Origin of the sequence: Streptomyces sp. DSM 40750, from assembly GCF_024612035.1 — a bacterium.
GTDB lineage: Bacteria > Actinomycetota > Actinomycetes > Streptomycetales > Streptomycetaceae > Streptomyces.
Genome location: NZ_CP102513.1, coordinates 2,614,496 through 2,635,737, shown reverse-complemented (window position 1 = coordinate 2,635,737; position 21,242 = coordinate 2,614,496). Strand labels below are relative to the sequence as shown.

Genomic DNA, 21,242 nt, shown 5'->3' with positions numbered 1-21,242 from the left:
GGGGCTTCGCCCTTACGGCGCGCCCATCGTCAGGAAGCGCTGGACGAGTGACGCCAGCAGGAGCGCCAGCAGTGGCAGGCTGAACCAGAAGCTGCTCTGGAGCCAGCGGAGTTGCCGGACGCTCGGGCGGACCGCCACTCGTACGACCTCGCGGACGCTCAGCAGAACGATCAGGGCGATCGCGGCCAGGCCGCCGACGACCGACCACGGGGTCCAGGTGACCTGGGGGCCGATCGGGCCGGGGTCGGGCTCGGGGGCCTTTCCGGTCTGCTCGCGGAGGGCGAAGACCGTGGCGTCGGCGTTGGCGAAGACCTGCTTGAGGTCGTCACGCCTGTCGAGGTTCTGGATCAGGCGGGACTCCCAGTTCCTGGAGTAACCGGCGTCCATCTGGAGCGAGGTGACCTGGCTGCGATTGATGATCAGATACGAGTTGGCGCCGGCGGTCTTCAGTGCCTTGGCGAGGCCCGACACCAGTACCGGGTCGCTCGGCGCGAGCGTCGGCACGTACTCGACCTTCTCCATGTCACGGGCGCCCCACGGCATCGCGGGCGTCACGCTGTTCACCGGGTCGTCGCTGAGCCAGAGGAGCCGTACGGTCGGGTCGTCGTGGGCGTAGACGTACTCCATGGCGGCGACCTCGCCCGGGCGGACGCGCTCGAAGGGCTCGTTGCCCCAGCGGGCGACCAGGAAGCCGCCGATGAGGACGAGGCCGGCCATGAGGGCGGCCAGCGGAGCGAGGCTCACCCGGTCCTTGTCACGCTCCTCGGCGGTGGCGCCGGTGCGCGGGAAGAGGGCGAGGCCGGCGAGCAGGGCGGCGCCCGGCAGAGCGAACATGAAGACGCGCAGGGCCATCTCACCGCCGTACGACTGCATGCCGAAGCCCAGAAACGGCACGAAGGTCAGGACGAGCAGCGAGCGTTCGCGGTACCTGTTCTCGCGGCGGCGCAGGAAGCCGTAGCAGGCCAGGAGCATGACGGTGCCGGCCAGGGCGACACGGGCGTACAGCACGAGTTTGTGGGTCGAACTGCCTTCACCGATGCGGCCGGAGACGGACGAGGTGACGTTTCCGCCCACGCCGCCGACCCCGCCGAAGAGTTCGTCGAAGTGGCCGGACCAGTACGGCTCGGCGAGGAAGCCCACCCACACGGCGACCATGACGCCGAACAGGATCGGCAGGCCGCGCAGTTCGGAGCGGCCGATCAGGACGAGGACCGCGAGGACGCCCAGCATCACGAACGGGGTGAGCTGATGGGCGGGGACCGTCGCCGCGTACAGCGCTATCAGGACCATCAGGAGGACCGCGCGTCGGCGGCGGTCGGTCGGTTCCACCTCCGCCTCGCCGGGGCGCACCTTGCCCCACAGCATGTGCGGGGCGCGGAACCAGACCAGGAGGATCGCGACGAAGGCCAGGTAGAGGAGGTAGGTGAAGCCCTGCGGGGAGAAGTAGTCCTGGCCCACCCAGCCGCTCAGGACGAAGATCCAGACGCCCGTCCACTTGGCGCGCCAGCCCGCTCGCATATGGCGGGTAAGGAGGAACAGCGGGGGCAGATAGAGGAGTTGGATGGCCGTCGGCCACCAGCGGATGATCTCGGTGAAGTCGCTGACCCCGCAGGCCTCGGCGACGAACGTGGCCGCCGCGAAGAATCCCGGCCAGCTCCAGCGGGCGTCCAGGTCGGGGACGGCCGAGCCGGTGCGGTCGATGTAGTCGATGAAGCCCAGGTGCTGCCACGCCGTCGCGAACCGCGGCTCGGCCTCGATCACGGCGGGCAGCGCGTGCAGGGACAAGACGGTGGCCAGCAGCGTGATCAGCAGCATCCCTCGGTGCTCGCGGGCCGGCCAGAGCAGCGAGGCGAACACCGTGGCCAGCAGCGCCGCCCCGACCAGCGTCGGCGTGGGCAGCACGGAGATCAGGCCGAGCCCGCCCATCCCGTCCAGGTCGGCGTCGTCCAGCGCCAGCGCCGGCACCCAGTAGAGCAGGAGTGCGGAGAGCAGCAGAAAGCCGAGGACCACACCGGTGATCGTGGGGTGCGGCAGCCGTTCCCGGAGCGGCACACGCGGTGCCTCCTGAGCGGACGGCACCTCTTGGACCTGGGCTTTCATCGGCTCCTGTACGGGCTTGACCGGTTCCTCGGCTTCTTGCTCCCGTTCCTCGGCTTCCCGTAGGAAGGCCGCTTCCCGTACGGACTCCTCGAACGGGGCGTCCACCTCCGGGGCCTGAGCCGGGCCCAGGGACGATTCCGAGCCGGGCTCTCGTTCTTCGACAGGCAGGCCCAGCGAGGGGGACATCCCGAGCGGGCGGGGCGGCCGGTCCTGGGCCCAGGTCGGCCGGTGGTCCTTGCGTACGGACGCGGTTCCGGTGGGTGGGGTGCCGGGGCCGGGGCGGACGTCCGGGCGGCGTTCCAGGTGGTCGAAGTCGAGGTGGACGCCGAGGGCGAGGGTGTCGGCGTCGAGCCGCCGGGACCAGGCGCCGCTCTGCTTCTTCGCGGCGGAGGCCACCCGGCCCAGGTCGGCGAGGTCGCCGTCCGGTGCCGCGTCCGCGGGCACCTCGGCGGGCGGCGCGCTCCGCACTATCCGGTACAGCCTGGGCGCGGCGATCAGCACGATCACCGCGAGGCTGGAGATCTCGGCGACGCCCGCGCCGGCCAGGCCCATCCGGGGGAGCAGGGCCAGCGTCAGGCCGAGGACCAGGGCGCACAGCAGCCCCTGAAGCCAGGCGAGTCCGGCGGTGCGGCTCTGGGCGCGCAGCACCGCGAAATACGTCTCCATCACGACCCGCAGCGCCGCGCCGACCGCGAACCAGCGCAGCAGCGGGGTCGCCGCGTCCGCGTAGCCCTGCCCGAAGACGGCCAGGATCCAGGGCGCCCCGATGAACAGCCCCGCGCACACCGGCAGCATGATCCGGGCCATCCGCTTCAGCGCGGCACGGGTGTTGGCGGCCAGTCGCGCCGGGTCGTGCGCGCCCTCCACGGTCAGCGAGGCGCCCATGTTGATGGCGAGCAGGTTGACCGTGCCGCCGATGGTGGTGGTGATGTAGAAGTACGCGTTGTCGGCGGCGCCGACCTGGGCGGCGACGATCACCGGGACCAGATAGACCACGGCCAGCGAGAAGAGCGAGCCGGTGTAGTCGCCCGCGAGGAAGCGGCCGATCTCCTTCAGCGAGGGCGGACGCGCGTGGTCCGCGGTGGCGTTCACATGCTTCGGGATCAGCCGCCGGAACACCAGCCAGCCCAGCGGCAGCACGGACATCGCGATCGCCGCCACCCAGGACACGAAGACGCCCATGGTCGGGACCGCGGCGGCGAACGCCACCAGCAGCACCAGCTTCACCGCCGAGAACACGGTGTTGCCGACCGGCACCCACATCGCGCTGCGCAGCCCGGTGAGCACCCCGTCCTGGAGCGTCAGCACCGACCAGGCGACCACCGCGAGCACGAAGAAGACGGCGTTCACCGGGTCGTGCAGGAAACGGTACGACGACCCCCACAGGCCCAGCGTCAGCAGGAACACGCCCGCCGCGAGCGCCACGATCACCGAACTGCCCGCGTACGTACGGAAGATCAGCCGGCCCGTGGCGCGGCCCGCGACAGGGATGAACCGGGCCAGCGCGCCCATCAGCGTCAGCGCGGTGAGCCCCGCCAGGAGCTTCATCGCGGCGATCGCGGCGGAGCCCTGGCCGACCGAGGCCTCGGTGTAGTAGCGGGCGGCGGCCAGCCAGAAGCCGAGGCCCAGCACGGCCGAGATGCCGGTGTTCAGCATCAGGGCGTAGGCGTTGCGGAACAGCTGGTTGCCCCCCGCCCCCTTGCCCAGTCCGGGCAGTCGCAGCCTGCGGCCGGAGCCGGAGCGCTGCTCGGTGTCCTCGGTCGTGGTGCTCTCGGCCTCTTGTGCCGTGGTGGTCGTCGTGTCAGACACGGGAACGGATGGCCTTCCGGACCTGTCGTGCTCTTCGGACCATGGCGTACCCCTTGGTGAGGGCACGGTCCCGGGCGAAGTCGCGGGCGATCGCGCGGCCCTCGATCAGCCGCTCGAACTCCGCGGCTCCCGTGGAGCGGCGCACGGTGACCCGCCGCAGCGCGTACGGGCCCTGCCGGCGCCGGGCGAGCGCGTTGCCGACCGCCAGCGACTGGGCGAACCCCGTCTCGCGCACCGCGACGCGCACCCGGCGGTTGGAGTAGCCGTACGGGTACGCGAACGAGACGGGCCGGGTGCCCAGTTCGTCGGCGACGATCTGCCAGCAGCGCCGCAGCTCGAACCGGAGCCGGTCGTCGTCCAGCATGTCGAGCTGCGGATGCGTGTGGCTGTGCCCGCCGATCTCCACGCCGCTGTCGGCGAGTTCGCGCACCTGGCCCCAGTCGAGCATGGTGTCGAGGGCGCCGCCGTTGTCGTACGGGCCCTTGATCCAGGCCGTGGAGACGAACAGTGAGGCCGCGAAGCCGTGCTTGACGAGGACGGGCAGGGCGTGGCGGTGCACGCCCTCGTAGCCGTCGTCGAAGGTGACCAGCACGGGCCGGGCGGGGAGCGGGCGGCCCGACCGCCAACTCGCCGCCAGAGCGGTCGTGTCGACCGGGGTGAAACCCAGGTCGTCGATGAGCGCCATCTGCTCCGCGAAGGCCTCCGGGGTCACCGACAGGTCCCGGGTGGCGTCGTTCGGCTCGGTGGAGACCGCGTGGTACATCAGGATCGGTACGGCTGTTTCCGTCATGACGAGCCCCCCTCGCCCCCCTTGCCGGCCGTGTCGACGGTGCTGTGAGCGAGTTCGCCGACCGAGAACGTGACGTCGCCCCTGCGGGCCCGGACGCTCCCGACAACGTACCCGCCGGCCGCCGCGGCCACCCCCGCGACGATCGCGCCCGCGCGTCCCGCGCCTCCCTTGCGGCCGAGCAGCGCGTCGCGCAGCCCGCGCGCCACCCCGGCGGGCAGTACGCGGGTGGTGTACCGGCGCTCCGACTCCAGCCCCTTGGCGGCGCCGACGCTCCGCGCCACCAGCGCCTTCGACAGGCCCTCCGCGTAGGTACGCGTGCGGAAGTACCCGAAGCGCTCCCGCGCGCCGGGCACCCGGTGGTGGATCACCGCCCGGTCGTCGAGCAGCAGGACCGCGTCCGGTCTGGCCCGGGAGAGACGGATGCACAGCTCCGTCTCCTCACAGCCCAGCGGGCGCTTGTCCCCGTCGCGGCCGATGCCCGTGGCGAAGCCGCCGGCCGCGTCGAAGGCGCCGCGGCGGAACGAGGCGTTGCCGCCGAGCACGTTGCGGACCTCGGCGACACCGCCTGGCAGGCCCTTGTAGGCGCAGCCCACCACCCAGTCGAACTCCTCCGGGAACCAGGCCGGGCGGCGGCCGGACGCCCACATGGGCACCGTACGGCCGCCGACGGCCATGACCCGGGGGTCGGCGTACCCCTCGACGAAGTAGCCCAGCCAGTCGCGCTCGGCGACGGCGTCGTCGTCGAGGAACGCGATGATCTCCCCGTACGAGGCGGCAATGCCCGTGTTGCGGCCCGCGGACAGCCCGCGGGGGCCCGCGTTGGTGAGCACACGGACGTCGTCGATCTCCTTGTACGCACTGGTCAGACGCTCCAGCAGGGCCTGGTTGTGGTCCACCACCAGGAGCGTCTCCAGGGCCGGCCGGGACTGTGCGCGCACCGAGGCGACCGCCGCGAGGATGTCCTCCCAGCGGTCCTCGGTGTACACACAGATCACGACCGAGACGGCCGGCTCGTTCAAGACGACTCTCCCCGACCGGCGGTGATCATCGTCGCGTGTGAACGGCGGCGCAGCGCACGCCGGTTGGAGCGCTCCTTCAGGATCACCTTCAGCACGCGCAGCCCGTCGCGCACGGCCCGCAGATTGCTCGCGCCGTGGATGCGCAGATACTCGTGGCTCGGGATCTCCTGCACCTTCAGGCCCGCCTTGACGACCCGGATGTTCATCAGGGTCTCCACCTCGAAGCCGGTGCAGTCGAGGTCGATCTTGTCCAGGCAGTGCCGCCAGAACGCGTTGTAGCCGTAGCACAGGTCGGTGTAGCGGGCGCCGAACTTGCGGTTCACGGTGGTGCACAGGGCCCAGTTGCCGAACTTGCGGATCAGGGTCATGTCGTCGGTGCCGCCGCCGTTGGCGAAGCGGGAACCCTTGGCGAAGTCCGCGCCCGAGACGAGGGCGGAGACGTACGACACGATCTCGTGGCCGTCGGCCGAGCCGTCCGCGTCGATCATCACGATGATGTCACCGGTGCACGCGGCGAAGCCGGTGATCAGGGCATCCCCCTTGCCCTTCCCGCGCTGCGGGACGACCTTGACGTCCGGCCACAGCTCGCGGGCCACCTCGACGGTGTTGTCGGTGGAGTTGCCGTCGACCAGGACCACCTCGTGGATCCAGCCGGGCAGCGTCTTGAAGACGTAGGGCAGGTTCTCCGCCTCGTTCATGGCGGGGATCACCACACTCACCGGCGGCGCGATGGCCAGGTGGTTGGAGATCGGTCGGTACCTGCTGGGTTCGGATATGGCCGGGCGCAGAACTGAGCTCATGAGTCTGGTCCCTCTCGTCCGGTGAACCACCCGCCCCTGGGTGGTTCGGCTCTTTGTCCGGTTCGAAAGGGGGGTTCTCACTTACGGCATGCGGAATTCGATCTCCGTATCGATCTTTCGTGCGCATTCGCGCATACCGGGTGAGCTGGCAAAAGCCGGCCGACTGTCGCGACTCGGCAGTCGGTCGCGCGGCGCGACTCGGCAAACGGTGCGGTCACCGAGCACGGCACCCCCCTACCGCGCCCCGCGCCGGGACCGTCGAGCTCCCTGAGCCCTCCCCTAGGAGCATGTGCCGACGGACCGATGCGGGTGGATCTACAACGATGTACGACGGTATTGATGGTTGAGCCCTTATGGCAAGGCCTAGTACGAGGCCTCACGTTTTTGTTGTTGTGTCCGTTACCTGACCTCCCGACCGGATTTTGCCCATCCGTTTCAACAGTTTGTCGGCCGGTTCGAACAGTTCCGGCCGTGCCAGCACCGTGTTGCGCAGCGCCCGGACGGGGGCTCGTCGAGCCCGGTGTCCGAGTGCCACCGGATGGCGTCGGGTGACCCATCCCTCCGACACGGAGATCTCCCGTGTCTTCAGGGAATCCTTGTACTGCTTCTGGCCCCGGCCCAGATCCAGGTAGGCGATGCCGTCGGCGGCGGCCTCCTCGGCCATGTGCAGATGCAGGAGCAGGCCCGGCGAGAACTTCGCGAACGCCGGGTCGTACGCCGGGAACCAGCATGTCAGCACCCGCTCGGAGCGCAGCCCGAAATGAGCCGCGATCGGCTTGCCGTCCGCGTACAGCACCGACAGCTGGCCGGCGAAGGAGTCGGAGCGGGTGTGGAAGAGCCGGTGCACGAGCCGGGTGATCCACGGGTGCGCGAAGCGGTCGCTGCGACCCGTTCTGCGGTACTGCGCCGACTTCCAGGCCATCAGCGTGCGCAGGGCCTTCGGGTCGCGCTCGTCGTGCACATAGCGCACCTCGCTCACCGTGCGGCCGAGCCTGCGTTCCTTGGCGAGCGTCGAGCGGAGGAACTTCGGTGAGTCGGCGCGCAGGTGGCCGAGATAGGCCTCGTAGCCCTGTTCCAGGTCCATGACCGGGGACGGGAAGGTGCCGGTGATGTGGGCGGCGAACGGGGTCTGGCCCTGCGCCAGATGGTCGAACTCCCACACCGCGAGCCCGCAGGCCCGCAGCAGCGCCTGGGCGTCCCAGGTGAAGCCGGGGCGGTGGACCACGCCCTGGCAGTCGGAGAGGCCGAGGCCGATGGCTCTGCCCACCCCGGCGGCGGATCTCTGGTACGGGAAGAAGGCCGCCGGTTCGCCGTCCTCCCGCACCACCGCGATCCGCACCCCGCGCCGGCAGTGGCCCACCGCGAGCGCGAACTCCGGGGACAGGAACGGGTTCGCCAGTTCGGGCGCGCCGTGGAGATGGGCCTTGGACTGCAAGGCGGTCCAGGCCGCCCGGTCGGCGGCGGTCAGTTCGCCGGGGCGGTACACACTGATGTCCACGTCTCAGGTCCGTCTTCTCTCCGTACGGCCGCGCAGGCGCCGTACCAGACTCGGCAGGAGAACGAGCGAGCTGATCACGGTCACGGCCGCGATCCCACCGGTCACCGACCACGAGTGGGTGGCGATCATGCCCTGCGCGACGAGGATGTTCACCGCGATCGCGCCCGCGAGGGACGTCACGACCCGGCCGAACGGCTCCAGTCCGCGCAGTACGGCCCCGATGGCGGCTCCTGGCGCGACGAGGAGGAAGAACAGGGTGAACGGGCCGCGCAGCACCGAGTCCGCGTCGGTGAACGCGAGCAGCGCGCCGACCCCCGCGACGGCCGCGGCCACGCCCGCCAGCAGTGGTCCGCCACCACCTGACAGAGATGGCTTGATACCTAAGGTCTGCATTGGCGACTTTGCCCCCCGAAGCGCCGGATGCCGGGCTTCAATGTCGCTCAGCGGGCGCGGGGGAGTCAATACGTCGAGACGCGCCACGCGCGACCGTGCGCCCATTTGTGATGCACCGGCAAAGAGATCCGCGGCCGGGTACGGAGATTCCCTGGAGGCATGCCGCGCCTCCAGGGAAACTTCCGTTCACAGCAGGGCAGTTGCCCTTGCCCTGTCCTTACTGGACGATCTGCAGCAGACGGTTCGGGGAACCGGTGCCCGCGCTGGTGACCTTGCCGGTGACGGCGCCGGCGGTCAGGGCCGAGGCGACCTGGGCCGGGGTGGCCGAGGTGTGGCCGGCCAGGTAGATCGCGGCCGCGCCCGCGACGTGCGGGGTGGCCATCGAGGTGCCCGAGATGGTGTTCGTCGCGGTGTCGCTGGTGTACCAGCCGGCCGTGATCGACGAACCCGGGGCGAAGATGTCCAGGGTCGCGCCGAAGTTGGAGTAGCTCGCCTTGGCGTCCGTGCTGGTGGTGGCGCCGACCGTGATCGCCGAGGCGACGCGGGCCGGGGAGTACGAGGAGGCGTTGGCGCTGCTGTTGCCCGCCGCGACCGCGTAGGTCACTCCGCTGGCTATGGAGTTCGCCACGGCCGTGTCGAGCGCGGTGGAGGCGCCGCCGCCGAGCGACATGTTGGCGACCGAGGGGCCGCTGTGGTTCGCGGTCACCCAGTCGATGCCGGCGACGACGCCCGCCGTGGTGCCCGAGCCGCTGTTGTTGAGCACCCGGACCGCCACGATCTTGGCCTGCTTGGCGATGCCGTACGTCGAGCCGGCGATGGTGGTGGCGACATGGGTGCCGTGACCGTTGCCGTCCTGCGCGACGTTGTCGCCGTCGACGGCGTCGTAGCCGTTGGTGGCCCGGCCGCTGATCTGGGAGTGAGTGATGCGGACGCCGGTGTCGATGACGTACGCGGTCACGCCGCTGCCCGCGCTGTCCGGGTAGGTGTACGTGCCGGAGAGCGGCAACGACGCCTGGTCGGAGCGGTCCAGACCCCACGGGGCACTGGTCTGCGTGGCGGTCGAGGTGAAGACCTGGTTCTGCTCGACGGAGGCGACCGACGGGTCGGCGGCGAGTCTCCTGGCCTCGGCCGCGGAGAGCTCGGCCGAGTAGCCGTTGAGCGCGGACTTGAAGGTCCGCTTCACCGTGCCGCCGTACTCCTCGACCAGGTCCTTGCCCGCGCTCGACGCGGCCTTGAGGCCCGCGCTCTTCTTGAGCGTGACGATGTAGCTGTCCTTGATCGCGGTGGGGGAGCCGGCCGCGAGCACCTTGCCCTCGGCCGGGGCGGCCTGGGCGGGGAGCGCGGTGAGGCCGCCGAGCAGGGCGGCCGTCGCGACGGTGGTGACGGCGGCGACGCGGATGTTCTTGCTACGCAGGTGTGCCATTACGAGGGATTCCTCCTCATAGGCGGCGCGTGCCAGGGTGCGGCGCGCGTCTGTGGGGGGTGCGTGCGGGGTCGCACTCACAACCGGGAGCGTCGCGTTCCGCTCCCGGCTTCCAGCAGATTGATCGATCCACGGGTACAGCTCAAGAGAGTTGAGGCCTTGTCATGTTTCTGTCACACACATGTAATCGAACGAGGGTTGAACGCGGTGGGTACGTTCCGTTGAGGACAGGAAAGTATTGACATGAACACTTCCGATCAACACGCGTAGTTGCTACGACGGTTGAGGCAGAGATCCTGCTAAAGGGAGGTTCCATGAGACGTTCCCGACTTACGGCATACATGACCTCGCTCCTCCTCGCCGTCGGCGCCACCCTCACCGGGGCCGCGACGGCGCAGGCGTCCCAACAGGCCGCCGCCACCGGCTATGTGGCGCTCGGCGACTCCTACTCCTCGGGTGTCGGCGCGGGGAGCTACATCTCCTCCAGCGGCGACTGCAAGCGCAGCACGAAGGCCTTCCCGCACCTCTGGGCGGCCGCGAACGCCCCCTCGTCCTTCAACTTCACGGCCTGCTCGGGCGCCCGAACGGGTGATGTTCTGGCCGGCCAACTGGGTCCGCTGGGCACGGGTACCGGGCTCGTCTCGATCACCGTGGGCGGCAACGACGCCGGCTTCGCCGACGTGATGACCACCTGCGTCCTCCAGTCCGACAGTGCCTGTGTCTCGCGCATCAACACGGCGAAGGCGTACGTCGACTCGACGCTGCCCGGCCAGCTGGACAAGGTCTACTCGGCGATCAGCGCGAAGGCACCGGCCGCCCATGTGGTGGTGCTCGGCTACCCCCGCTTCTACCAGCTGGGCGGCACCTGCCCCGGGCTGTCCCAGACCAAGCGGTCCGCCATCAACAACGCGGCGGACTACCTGAACACCGCGATCGCCAAGCGCGCCGCCGACCACGGCTTCACCTTCGGTGACGTCCGCTCCACGTTCACCGGGCACGAACTGTGCTCCGGCAGCGCGTGGCTGCACGGCCTCAACCTGCTGAACGTGGGCGAGTCGTACCACCCGAAGGCCGCGGGACAGTCGGGCGGGTATCTGCCGGTGTTCAGGAACGTGGCCTGAAGCGGTGGTTCCCACGGCCGCGGCGGAAACCGGCGGTACCTACGGCCGTGGCCTGAAACGGGCCGTTCCTACGGTCGTGGCCTGAAAGGGGCTGTTCCTACGGCCGTGACCTGAGGGCGGGGTCGTAGGCGCGGGCCTCGTCGTCGTCCTCGTAGTCGCTGTAGTCGTCCGGGTTCTCCGGGTCGTCGGAGGGGGAGGTCCCGCCCGTGGTCGGGGCCTCCGTCTCGCATGTCACCGAGAAGGCGACGGAGTTGGACTCGGCGTGCACCGGGCCGCGGACCTCGACGCTGATCTCGTCCGAGTGGCTCCCGGACGTCGACACGACGACCTGGTCCTGCTTGGTCCTCTCGCCGCCGGACGGGAACGACAGCGTCTTCCAGCCGGTGTCCTCCACCTCACCGTTCTTCGCCACCCAGCGGTAGTCGACCTCCACGGGCACGCTTCCCACGGTGAACGTCGCGGTGAAGGTGGGCACCTCGGCGTCCGGCGGCGGACAGGCGCCGGAGTAGTCGGTGTTCGCGCCCTCCACCGTCACCTTCACGGACTGCGCGGGCGGCTTGCTGGTCGTCCCGCCGTCGTCGGGGGTGTCGGCGTCGTCGCTCGTGTCACCGCCGCCGCCCGGCTCCTCGTCCGTACCCTCGTCGCCCGTCCGGTCGTCGGCGCCGCCCACCGTGCCCTCCCCGTTGGTGGGGTTGCCGTTGTTCCCGCCGTCGCCGTTGATGAGCGCGTACGTGAGTCCGGCGATGGCGAAGGCGACCGCGGCGATACCGGCGATCAGGAAGACGAGGGCGCGACGGTTGCGGTCCGGCTCGCGGGCGGGCAGCGCGGAAGGGTGGGTCGCGGCGGCCGGGGCCGGATGCGGCGGGGTGGGTGGCCCGAACTGGTTCGTGCCCGGACCCGGGCCCGTGTTCGCGGCCGGACTCGGGAAGGTGGCCACCGTCGGGCTGTACGGGGCCGACGCGACCGTGTCGGACCGTGGGGTGCCGCCCGCGCCGATGATCCTCAGGTCCTGCTCCGCCTGCTCGGCGGAGATCCGCTCGGCCGGATCCTTGCGCAGCAGCCCCTCGATCACGGGCGTCAGCGGGCCGGCCCGGTGCGGCGGCGGGAGTTCCTCGTCGACGACCGCGCGCAGGGTGCTCAGCGGAGTGTTCTGCCGGAAGGGCGAGTTGCCCTCGACCGCCGCGTACAGCAGCACACCGAGCGACCACAGGTCCGACTCGGGGCCGGGCGTACGGCCGAGCGCGCGCTCCGGGGCGAGGAACTCGGGGGAGCCGATGACCTCGCCCGTCATGGTCAGCGCGGAACTGCCCTCGACCATGGCGATGCCGAAGTCGGTGAGGACGACCCGGCCGTCGTTGGACATGAGCACGTTGGCCGGTTTCACGTCCCGGTGCAGCACCCCCGCCTCGTGCGCGGCGCGCAGCGCGGCCAGCACCTCGGCGCCGATGTGCGCGGCGCGCTGCGGGGAGAGCGGGCCCTCCGCGTCCAGCAGGTCGGCGAGCGAGAGCCCGCGCACCAGCTCCATCACGATCCACGGGCGGCCGTCCTCCATGGCCACGTCGTACACCGTGACGACATTGCGGCTGTCGACCCGCGCGGCCGCCCACGCCTCCCGCTCCAGGCGGGCGTACATCCGCTCGACGTCGGGTGCCGGGATACCGCCCGGCGCCCGCACCTCCTTGACGGCGACCTCACGGTGCAGCACCTCGTCGCGGGCCCGCCACACGGTTCCCATGCCGCCCTCGCCCAGCGGGGTCAGCAGCCGGTAGCGGCCCGCGATCAGACGTTCACTGCCCGGTTGTTCGGACACGGCCATCCCCCGTCACTCGCATCCGCGTGAAATCTCACTCCGTACGATTTCTCCCCAAAAGTAGCTCAGCCGATCGCGGACGCGACCCCCCTGAGCACCAAACCGGCCCCCAGCGCGACGACCAGCAACGCCGACGCCAGCGGCACGGTCCGGCGCACCAGCGCCGCCGTCGGCCCGCCGAGCCGGCCCTCACCCTTGTCCAGCACCCGCGTCGCCCAGCCGCCCGCCTTCACCACGGCGTACCCGGCCGCCGTCAGCGTGAGCGCCAGCCCGATGCCGTACGCCACCACGAGCAGCAGCCCGAACCACGCCTTCCCCAGCGCCGCCGCGCCGACCAGCACGACCACGGCCGACGGGCTCGGCACCATCCCGCCCGCGAAACCGAGCAGGATCGTGCCGCGCAGGGTGGGCGCGGTGGGGTGCGTGTGTGTGAAGCCGCCGTGGGTGTGGGTGACACCGCCGCCGAAGAGGGAGCGCTTCTGGTCGGGGGTGTGGTCGTGGCTGTGGTCGTCGTCGTGTTTGTGACCGTGACCGTCGTCGTGTTTGTGACCGTGGTCGTGGTCGTGGGCCGTGGCGTGTGAGTGGTCGTGGGTGTGGGCCTTGGCCGGTGCGGGCTCGTGGGTGTGGGCCACGGCCGACGCGTGGGCGTGCGTGGGTGCCTGGGCGTGGGCGAGTACGAGTTCCCGGCCGGGCTCGGGCGCGTGGTCGTGCGTGTGGGTGCGCCCGTCCTCATGCCCGTCTTCATGCCCGTCCTCATGACCATCTTCATGACCGTGCTTGTGGCCGTGTTCATGGTCGTGGGAGTGCCCGTGATCGTGGCTGTGCCCGTGCCCGTGCCCGTGGTGGTGCCCGTGCCCGTGCTCGTCGTCGTGATCGTGACTGTGGTCGTGCGTGTGCCCGTCCCCGTGGCCCTGCCCTTGTCCCTGTCCGTGCGTCACCGCGAGCTTGCGGTTCAGCCATGCGCGCCGGGCGAGCGTCACGCCCGCCGTCATCACGAAGAGGCCGCTCGCGATGCCCAGCCAGGTGATCACCGACGGGGCGGCGGCCGAACCGGCGAGGACGAGGAGGCCGAGGGCGACGACGCCCAGGGTGTGGGTGACCGTCACGGAGGCGGCCATGGGGAGGACGTCGCGCATCCGGGCCCGGTCGCGGGCGGCGGCCGTCGCGGCCATCAGGGTCTTGCCGTGGCCCGGGCCGAGCGCGTGCATGGCGCCGAGGAACATGGCGATGCCGAAGGCCAGCGCGCCGAAGCCGAGGGTGAGGTCCTGGCTGGAGACCAGGTCGTCGAGGGCCCGGGTCCAGCGGTCCGCGCCGCGCGGGAGGATCGAGGCGCCGGGCGCGTCGCTCCGCTGCTCGGCCAGCGCGACGCCGCCCGGCCTCACCTGGAGGGAGGCCGTCGCCGTGTCCTCCGGCGACTGCAGCAACTCCTCGGGGTAGCTGGTGAGTTGCTTGGACACCGACTCCTCGGGCACGTCCGACCCGGTCAGCGTCATCCGGTCGCCCCGGGCGGTGACCTCGCGCCAGCCGGGACCGGAGTCCACGGCGGCGTGGAAGCGTACGTCGGCGGCCCGGTCCGGCAGCGGAGCCGTCAGCCGGCACTCCACGCGCAGCGTCTTGAGCCCCGCCTGGCCCGGCCGCTCCTCGGCCCGGCTCGACTCGAGCGTCACCTCGACGCCGCTCCCGTCGACGCTGACCTCACTGCCCTCGGCGGCCTTCTCGCACCGCTCCCGGGCCCAGTCGCCCACCCCTTGCCGCTCGATGGCGGGCGCCGCCTGGGTCGCCGGGATCTCCGCCAGGTCCTCGACATGGAAGATCTTCAGCTGTCCGGCGGCGGCGACGAGGCCGTCGTACCGGTTGACGGTGAAGTTGCCGAGCGGGTGGGCGCTCGCGGCCTGGGCGGGGACGAGGACGAGCGCGCAGACAGCCAGGAAGACCGCCGTGCCGGAGGCGAACACGCGCCGGGGAGAGGTCACTTGGCGGCCTCCAGAGCCTGCAGCGCCTTCAGGGTCTTGCGGGCCTGAGCCGCGCCGAGCGGTGAGAAACCGGCGTTGAGGTCGAGCGCCGCCTTGAGCGAGGTCCGGGCCTCCTTCTTGTCGCCGGCCGCGTACTCGACCATGCCGCGGTGGTACAGGAACGTCGCGTCCTCGTACCCGGTGGCGGTGGCGCGGCGGGCGTAGGGCAGGGCCTCGTCGTCGCGGCCGTTGACGTGCAGCGCCCAGGCGAGGGCGTCCGCGGTGTGGACCGTCTCCCGGCGCTTCCACTCGGCCTCGGCGGCCCGCAGCGCGGCCTTGGTGTCGCCGTGGTCGGCGGCGGCGAGCGCGGTGTCGAGGTCGGCGTTGACGCCGTTGGACCGGGCGATGGCGGTATAGGCGTCCACCAGCGTGTACTGGTCGCCCGCCTTGGTCTCGTCGCCCTTCGCCTCGTACAGCTCACCGAGCACCACGAGCGGTCCCGGCAGCGGGTAGGCGGACACGACCTGCTCCAGGCCGCGGATCGCCTCGGCGCTGTCGCCGCTCGCGGCCTGGGCGCGGGCGCGGCCCTCCAGCGCGGGGAGGTAGGTGTCGTCGGCGCCGAGGGCGCGCGCGTAGTGGTCGAGCGAAGTCCTGTAGTCGCCCTGCCGCCAGGCGAGTTGGCCGAGCTGGGTGGCCACGTAGGCGATGTCGCCCCGGGTCACCGCCGAGTCGAGCGCCTTCTCCAGCACCCGCCGGGCGGTCTTCACGTCGCCGCGCAGCTCGTACACGTAGGCGTACCGCGTGAACACGGGGATGCCGGGGCGGCGGGTGTCGGCGAGCTGTACCGCCTTCAACGCCTCGTCGTAGCGGCCGAGTTCGACCAGGGCGTCGATGCGGCTGCACAACGCCCGTTCGCTGTACGGGTTCTCCTTCAGCGCCCGGTCCGCGTAGCCCAGCGCGTCCTCGAACTCGTGGCGTGCGGCGGCGAGCGCGGCGAGGCCCGCGAGCGCCGGGTCGTTGTCCGGTCGCAGCTTCAGCGAGCGTTCCAGGGCCTTCTCGGCCTGCGGGTAGCGGGAGGGATCGCCCTTGACGCGGGCCTGCTCGACGTAGGCGAGGCCGAGGGTGGACCAGGAGCCGAAGTCCTTCGGCTGTTCCTTGAGATGGGCCTGGAGCGCCGTGACCGTCGTGTCGAGGTCGCCGCCGGCGAGCTGGGCCGCCGAGACCCCCGGCGAGGTCGATATGGCCACCGTCCGGTCGTCGTCCCGGGCGCCCAGCGCGACCGCGAAGCCGGTGAACGCGACGGCCAGCGCGGCCGCGCACGCGGTGAGCCGCAGCAGCCGGTGCCGCGCCGGTTCGGGAGCGGGCCGGCGGTCGGGCCCGGGAGCGGGCTCCCGGCGGGGCTCGGCGTCGGACGCGGGGCCGGACTCGGCGATGTCGCGCCGGTCGTCCTCGGGAGCCCCCTCGTCGGGACGCGGACGCCCGTCCTGCGACGCGTTCTCGTTCGTACGCGGGGACATGCCCTCTCCTCAACATCCTTGCCGAGTGCGGTGGTGGTGGTCGTGGGGCGCGGCCCGCGCCGTGGGGGATGGGTACGAGCGGGCCGCGCCGGTCGGTGGGCCGGGCCCGGAGAAGGGGGCCCGGCCGGGGTGGGCCTAGTAGTAGGCCCGGTCGTTCCGGCGGCGCCACCACAGCAGACCCGCGCCGATGAGCAGGACACCGCCCGCGCCGGCGCCGGCCGAGGCCGCGATCAGCGTGGTGTCGTCGGCGGTGCTGGCCTCGACACCGGTGCCGAGAGCGCTGCGCACGTTGTTCGTGGTGTTGCCCTTGACGGTCTTGCCACGCGAACCGGCCGTCGGCAGACCCACGTACGGGAAGTGCTTGCCGAACTTCTTGTCGTTCTTGTCGACCGCGTCGCCCAAGTCGTTCTTGGCGCCGAGCAGTTCACCCTCGACGACCTGCAGCGCGATGTCGAGCACGTCGTCGGTGAGCCGACGCCCGTTCGGGAAGCCCTGGTTGTCACCGTCGAGCACGCCGAGCCGCTTCGGCTTCTTGGTGGGCTCGATGGAGGTGTTGAGGCGCAGCTGCTCCGACGGGGTCACGTGCGGGGGCTGGTTGAGGCCCTCGACGCCCTTCAGGAAGACATCGACCAGGTCGTTGCGCGGCTCCGCGGGGGCCGGGATCTTGTAGATCGCCTCGATGAGCTTGGGCAGCTCGGGCTCGGTGACGTTGTTCAGGAACTGGGCGTCGTCCACCGGCGAGGACGCGTTGAACGTGTCCTTGTCCTTGATGGGGTTGACGACCTCGTTGACCAGCGGCATGCCCAGGCGCGACACCTGGCGGTACTCGCCGTCGGCGCCCTCCCGCTGGGTCGTCGACCAGATACCGACGATCGGCTGGTCCTTGGACTCGGCGAGCGCGTCGCTCGGCACCTGGAGGGCGATCGAGTTGACGTTGTACTGCTTGAGCGTGTCCCGCCCGACCTCGGAGAGGTCACCGCCGTACAGCAGGTCGAAGACGCGCAGATCCAGGAAGAAGGGGTCGTCGGCCTGGCCGGCGAACGTCGTCACCCCGCTCGCCGTCTCGTAGACGGCCTCGTCGCGCAGCTTCTTGAAGTCGGGCATCGACGCCTTGCCGACGTTCGACGGCGCCACCCACACGTCGTCCGCGAGCTTCGTCTTGGAGACCGCGCTGCGGTTCTTCAGCTTGATGAGCTCGATGTCGTACGTCTGCGTGATGTTGAGGTCCGGGTCGTCGAGGCTCTCCACGACGCCCGTGTTGTACAGGAAGGTCTTGTCGTTCTTCGTCTTCGTCTTGAACGTGTACCGGAAGATGAGGTCTTCCTGCGCGTCGCCGTCCTGGTCGACGCGGATGTCGTACTGGGCCTCCTCGGAGAACGGGAAGAAGTTCGGTCCGCCCGCCGGCTCCTCGAAGGGGATCCAGTTCGCGATGATCGTCGTCGTGTCCGGCTTGTCCGGACTGACGAACGCGTACACGTCCGTGTTGTCGAACTGGGGCTCCCCCGAGATCAGCGGGGCCTCCCGGTGGCTGGAGGCGGAGGCCGCCCCCGGCTCCAGCACGGTCACGCCGGCGGCTGCGAGCCCTCCGGCGGCCAGCGAAGCACAGATGAGGGACGCGACGCTCCTGCGTCCCGAGCCGCTCCTGGAAGTAGGTGTCATGCCGTCCGTCCTCTGTCCCAACTTGCCTGACGAACGCCATTCGGAGCGGTCGGCAGGGTGGATTGGTCGAATCCCAAACGTTCTTACGGCGCGTTTGAAAGGTTGTTTCAGCGGAGAGCGGGATTCGTTGATCTGATCGGTGATCCGAACCGTCATCGGATCCGTGATCCGGTCTGTGACGCGATCCGTTCGGATCCGTCGAGGAACGACCCGCGTTTCGGGCAGGCTGATCCGTAACCCCATCCGGAGGTGGGTTCGTTGCGAATGCCTTACGCGCGGGGATGGCCGTGTGCGGCCGGAGACGAGGGGGAGCGAGTGGAGGCGGACAAACTTCTGGTCCGTGTGGCCGGAGGTGACCAACGGGCGTTCGAGGAGCTGTACGCACTGGTGTCCGGCCCGGTGTTCGGTCTGGTCCGCCGGGTCGTGCGGGACCCCGCCCAGTCGGAGGAGGTGGCTCAGGAAGTGCTGCTCGAACTCTGGCGCTCCGCGGGCCGGTTCGACCCCGCCCGCGGCAGCGCCCTGTCCTGGATCCTCACCCTCGCGCACCGGCGCGCGGTGGACCGGGTGCGCAGCGCCCGCGCCGCCACCGAGCGCGAGCAGCGCGAGGGACGCCGCAACCACCACCCCGCCTTCGACCAGGTCGCCGAGGAGGTCGAGGCCGGACTCGAACGCCAGTGGGTGCGCCACTGCCTGGAGAAGCTCACCACCCTCCAGCGCGAGTCCGTCACCCTCGCCTACTACGACGGCTACACCTACCGTGAAGTGGCCGAGCGGCTCTCCCTGCCGCTCGGCACGGTCAAGACCCGTATGCGCGACGGACTCACTCGGCTGCGCGAATGCCTGGGAGGAGTCGCATGAGCGCCCTGATCGGCCGGCCCGAGGGAGGTGCCGCGTGAGCCTGTTCCGCCGCGAGGACCTCCACTCGCTCGCCGCCCCCTACGCGCTCGACGCACTGGAGCCCGCCGAGCGGCGCCGCTTCGAGAAGCATCTGGAGCGCTGTGACCGCTGTCCCGCCGAGGTGCGCGCCCTGTCGGAGGACGCGGTCCGCCTAGCCTGGTCGACGGCCGCTCCGGCACCGGCCGCGATGCGCGACCGGGTCTTCGCCGCCGTACGCAACACACCCCAGGCGGCTCCCGCCCAGGCGCGCCCCCAGCAGCATCTGCCGCCGCATGTGTGGGGCACCGCGCCGCCGCCGAAGGTGCGCGCCCGCGCGCCCCGGATGCGCTCTCTGCTCGCCCCGCTGGCCACCGCGACGGCCGCCGCCGCGCTCGTCGTGGCGTCCCTCTTCGCCGTCCAGGCGAACCGCACCCAGGACCAACTGGACGCGGAGCGCGCACAGGCGAGTGAGATCGCCCACGTTCTCGCCGCGCCGGACGCCCGCGCGACCAGCGACCGGGACGCGGAGGGCCAGGTAATCGGAGTGATCGCTTCCGCCGAGGAGGGGAGTGCGATCGTGACCCTCAGCGGATTCGAGGATCTCCCCAAGGACCGGGTGCACCAGCTCTGGCTCATGCGCCCCAACGTGCAACCGCGCTCTCTGGGACTCTTCGACGGCGACACGCCCTTGGTCACCAGCGGCATGGACACCGATGCGACGTCACTCGCCGTGACCATCGAACCCGACGGTGGATCACCACAGCCCACCAGCCAGCCGGTTGTCCAACTCGCCCTGGAATCAGTCGGATTCGGAGAGTAATCGACAACGCTGTTACTGGGTAGGTAAATACCAGGCCGGTGATTCCCGAGTGCTCCGACGGAGCGATATGGTTACGCTGCCCGGGCCGGGTGGACTCGTACGGGTGGGGAGTGACATGGAACAGATAACAGTGCGCAGGGCGCGAGTCCCTGCGATCACGTGCGGGAGCAGCGCGACCAGTTCGCGCCTCGACCGCCATCTCTCGGTGCTGAGCGGCCCCGCCGTGCCGCAGCGTGAGGCGGCCGAGGCGACCTCGCTGATGCGTGAGATAACGTCACGCACTCCGCAGGAGCGTCGCAGCCGCAAGGACACGCGCCTCGGACGGGTCTCGCTGTTCGCACCCCTGAAGAGGCTGCGCCGTTCGCTGTTCGGCAGCCGTTAGCACCACAGCTCCAAGGGCTTTCCCCGCTACAGGGCCCGCGCTCAGGCGACCACACCGTCCCGGCGCAGCGCTGCGATCTCGTCGTCCGTCATCCCCACGGCACGCAGCAGCGACCCGGTGTGTTCCCCGAGCGCGGGCACCGCGCCCATCCGCGCCTCGTCCCCGCCCGGCAGCGTGATCGGCGGCAGCAGCGCCCTGAGCGGCCCCACCGGTGAACCCACTTCCCGCCACCGGTCCCGGGCCGCCAACTGTGGATGCTCCGCCACCTCCGTGACGTCCCTCAACCGCGCACAGGCGATCCCCGCCGCCTCCAGCCGCGCCACCGCCTCGTCGGCGTCCAGCGTGCCCAGCGCCTGCGCGACCAGCTCGTCCGTGCGCTCCCGGTGCTCGACCCGCGCCGGATTCGTCGCGAACGCCGGATCGTCCGCCAACTCCGGCCGCCCCAGCACCTGTCCGGCGAGCCGCCGCCACTCCCGGTCGTTCTGCACCGACAGGAGCACCCGCCCGCCGTCCGCCGTCGGATAGGCGTCGTACGGCGCGATCACCGCGTGCGCCAGCCCCGTCCGAGCCGGCGGCGTCCCGTCGTGCATCGCGTGGTGCAGCGGATGCCCCATCCACTCGGCCAGCGCCTCCAGCATCGACACCTCCACCGGCCCGCCCCGCCCGGTCGTGCCCCGCCGTACGAGCGCCGCGAGCACCCCCGAGAACGCGTACATCCCGGCGGCGATGTCCGCCGCCGGGATGCCCGCCTTCACCGGCTGCTCCCCGGTCCCCGTCACCGACACCAGGCCGGCCTCGCACTGCACGAGCATGTCGTACGCCCGCTTGTCCGCGTACGGCCCCGACGCCCCGTAACCCGAGATGTCCACCGCGATCAGCCGGGGGTGCGCCGCGCACAGCGTGGCCGCGTCCAGGCCGAGCCGGGCCGCCGCGCCGTGCGCGAGGTTCTGCACGAACACGTCCGCGTCCGCCACCAGCCGCCGTACGACGGCCAGGCCGCGCGGGTCCTTCAGATCCAGCGCCAGGGACTCCTTGCCCCGGTTGCACCACACGAAGTGCGAGGCCAGGCCCCGGGCGGCCGTGTCGTAGCCGCGGGCGAAGTCACCGCCGTCCACCCGCTCGACCTTGATCACCCGCGCGCCGAGGTCGGCGAGCTGACGGGTCGCGAAGGGCGCCGCGACGGCCTGTTCGACGGCGACGACGGTGATGCCGTCGAGCGGCAGGGGATCGCTGGGGCGGGGGAGTGCGCACATGCCGTGGATCATGTCCCCGG

Annotated in this window: 16 protein-coding genes; 4 read left to right on the top strand and 12 right to left on the bottom strand. The window is 71.0% G+C overall.

Annotation, left to right across the window (positions count from 1 at the left end):
• Positions 1 to 12: 12 nt before the first annotated feature.
• From JIX55_RS11755 to JIX55_RS11725, 7 genes are all read right to left on the bottom strand, one after another.
• Positions 13 to 3,909 (bottom strand): lipopolysaccharide biosynthesis protein, encoded by a 3,897-nt coding sequence (locus tag JIX55_RS11755; RefSeq protein ID WP_257563245.1) that lies wholly within the window; start codon positions 3,907 to 3,909, stop codon positions 13 to 15.
• The gene (locus tag JIX55_RS11750; RefSeq protein WP_257563244.1) at positions 3,902 to 4,699 is read right to left on the bottom strand and encodes a polysaccharide deacetylase family protein; all 798 of its coding nucleotides are present in this window, start codon (positions 4,697 to 4,699) and stop codon (positions 3,902 to 3,904) included. The genes JIX55_RS11755 and JIX55_RS11750 overlap by 8 nt, the downstream gene beginning before the upstream one ends.
• Positions 4,696 to 5,718: a glycosyltransferase family 2 protein gene (locus JIX55_RS11745; RefSeq protein WP_257563243.1), complete on the bottom strand. Its 1,023-nt coding sequence runs from the start codon at positions 5,716 to 5,718 to the stop codon at positions 4,696 to 4,698. Before JIX55_RS11745 ends, JIX55_RS11750 begins: the two co-directional genes overlap by 4 nt.
• Positions 5,715 to 6,518, bottom strand: coding sequence for a glycosyltransferase family 2 protein (locus JIX55_RS11740; RefSeq protein WP_257563242.1), 804 nt, complete (start codon positions 6,516 to 6,518; stop codon positions 5,715 to 5,717). The genes JIX55_RS11745 and JIX55_RS11740 overlap by 4 nt, the downstream gene beginning before the upstream one ends.
• A gap of 376 nt (positions 6,519 to 6,894) precedes the next feature.
• The gene (locus JIX55_RS11735; protein WP_257563241.1) at positions 6,895 to 8,016 is read right to left on the bottom strand and encodes a GNAT family N-acetyltransferase; all 1,122 of its coding nucleotides are present in this window, start codon (positions 8,014 to 8,016) and stop codon (positions 6,895 to 6,897) included.
• Between the two features lie 3 nt (positions 8,017 to 8,019).
• Positions 8,020 to 8,349: a hypothetical protein gene (locus JIX55_RS11730; RefSeq protein WP_443046404.1), complete on the bottom strand. Its 330-nt coding sequence runs from the start codon at positions 8,347 to 8,349 to the stop codon at positions 8,020 to 8,022.
• Positions 8,350 to 8,626: 277 nt separating this feature from the next.
• Entirely contained in the window at positions 8,627 to 9,832 is a 1,206-nt protein-coding gene (locus tag JIX55_RS11725) for a S8 family peptidase (RefSeq protein WP_257563239.1), read from the bottom strand.
• A gap of 314 nt (positions 9,833 to 10,146) precedes the next feature.
• Between JIX55_RS11725 and JIX55_RS11720 the strand changes: the two genes are divergently transcribed.
• A complete protein-coding gene (locus JIX55_RS11720; RefSeq protein ID WP_257563238.1) occupies positions 10,147 to 10,953 on the top strand; it encodes an SGNH/GDSL hydrolase family protein in 807 nt (268 codons plus the stop codon).
• A 97-nt stretch (positions 10,954 to 11,050) separates the two neighbouring features.
• Here JIX55_RS11720 and JIX55_RS11715 read toward each other — a convergent pair whose 3' ends face one another.
• From JIX55_RS11715 to JIX55_RS11700, 4 genes are all read right to left on the bottom strand, one after another.
• Complete coding sequence (locus JIX55_RS11715) at positions 11,051 to 12,769, bottom strand: serine/threonine-protein kinase (protein ID WP_257563237.1); 1,719 nt, start codon at positions 12,767 to 12,769, stop codon at positions 11,051 to 11,053.
• Positions 12,770 to 12,828: 59 nt separating this feature from the next.
• On the bottom strand, positions 12,829 to 14,736 hold the full coding sequence (locus JIX55_RS11710; RefSeq protein WP_257563236.1) for a nickel transporter: 1,908 nt from the start codon (positions 14,734 to 14,736) through the stop codon (positions 12,829 to 12,831).
• Positions 14,733 to 16,232, bottom strand: coding sequence for a tetratricopeptide repeat protein (locus JIX55_RS11705; RefSeq protein ID WP_257563235.1), 1,500 nt, complete (start codon positions 16,230 to 16,232; stop codon positions 14,733 to 14,735). Before JIX55_RS11705 ends, JIX55_RS11710 begins: the two co-directional genes overlap by 4 nt.
• A gap of 135 nt (positions 16,233 to 16,367) precedes the next feature.
• Complete coding sequence (locus JIX55_RS11700) at positions 16,368 to 17,891, bottom strand: DUF4331 domain-containing protein (protein ID WP_257563234.1); 1,524 nt, start codon at positions 17,889 to 17,891, stop codon at positions 16,368 to 16,370.
• A gap of 315 nt (positions 17,892 to 18,206) precedes the next feature.
• Between JIX55_RS11700 and JIX55_RS11695 the strand changes: the two genes are divergently transcribed.
• The 3 genes from JIX55_RS11695 (at position 18,207) to JIX55_RS11685 (ending at position 19,969) form a co-directional block, all read left to right on the top strand.
• A complete protein-coding gene (locus tag JIX55_RS11695; RefSeq protein ID WP_257547173.1) occupies positions 18,207 to 18,749 on the top strand; it encodes a sigma-70 family RNA polymerase sigma factor in 543 nt (180 codons plus the stop codon).
• 34 nt (positions 18,750 to 18,783) lie between these two features.
• Positions 18,784 to 19,587 (top strand): anti-sigma factor, encoded by an 804-nt coding sequence (locus JIX55_RS11690; RefSeq protein WP_257563233.1) that lies wholly within the window; start codon positions 18,784 to 18,786, stop codon positions 19,585 to 19,587.
• Positions 19,588 to 19,702: 115 nt separating this feature from the next.
• Positions 19,703 to 19,969 (top strand): hypothetical protein, encoded by a 267-nt coding sequence (locus tag JIX55_RS11685; protein WP_257563232.1) that lies wholly within the window; start codon positions 19,703 to 19,705, stop codon positions 19,967 to 19,969.
• A 41-nt stretch (positions 19,970 to 20,010) separates the two neighbouring features.
• Here the strand turns inward: JIX55_RS11685 and JIX55_RS11680 are convergent, their stop codons facing one another.
• Positions 20,011 to 21,234: a CaiB/BaiF CoA transferase family protein gene (locus JIX55_RS11680; protein WP_257563231.1), complete on the bottom strand. Its 1,224-nt coding sequence runs from the start codon at positions 21,232 to 21,234 to the stop codon at positions 20,011 to 20,013.
• Between the last annotated feature and the right edge of the window lie 8 nt (positions 21,235 to 21,242).

Bases quoted from the DNA above. Each gene is read 5' to 3' on its own strand.
- JIX55_RS11685 (WP_257563232.1), top strand. From the start codon at position 19,703: ATGGAACAGATAACAGTGCGCAGGGCGCGAGTCCCTGCGATCACGTGC.
- JIX55_RS11705 (WP_257563235.1), bottom strand. From the start codon at position 16,232: ATGTCCCCGCGTACGAACGAGAACGCGTCGCAGGACGGGCGTCCGCGT.
- JIX55_RS11715 (WP_257563237.1), bottom strand. From the start codon at position 12,769: ATGGCCGTGTCCGAACAACCGGGCAGTGAACGTCTGATCGCGGGCCGC.
- JIX55_RS11725 (WP_257563239.1), bottom strand. From the start codon at position 9,832: ATGGCACACCTGCGTAGCAAGAACATCCGCGTCGCCGCCGTCACCACC.
- JIX55_RS11740 (WP_257563242.1), bottom strand. From the start codon at position 6,518: ATGAGCTCAGTTCTGCGCCCGGCCATATCCGAACCCAGCAGGTACCGA.
- JIX55_RS11680 (WP_257563231.1), bottom strand. From the start codon at position 21,234: ATGATCCACGGCATGTGCGCACTCCCCCGCCCCAGCGATCCCCTGCCG.
- JIX55_RS11750 (WP_257563244.1), bottom strand. From the start codon at position 4,699: ATGACGGAAACAGCCGTACCGATCCTGATGTACCACGCGGTCTCCACC.
- JIX55_RS11720 (WP_257563238.1), top strand. From the start codon at position 10,147: ATGAGACGTTCCCGACTTACGGCATACATGACCTCGCTCCTCCTCGCC.
- JIX55_RS11700 (WP_257563234.1), bottom strand. From the start codon at position 17,891: ATGACACCTACTTCCAGGAGCGGCTCGGGACGCAGGAGCGTCGCGTCC.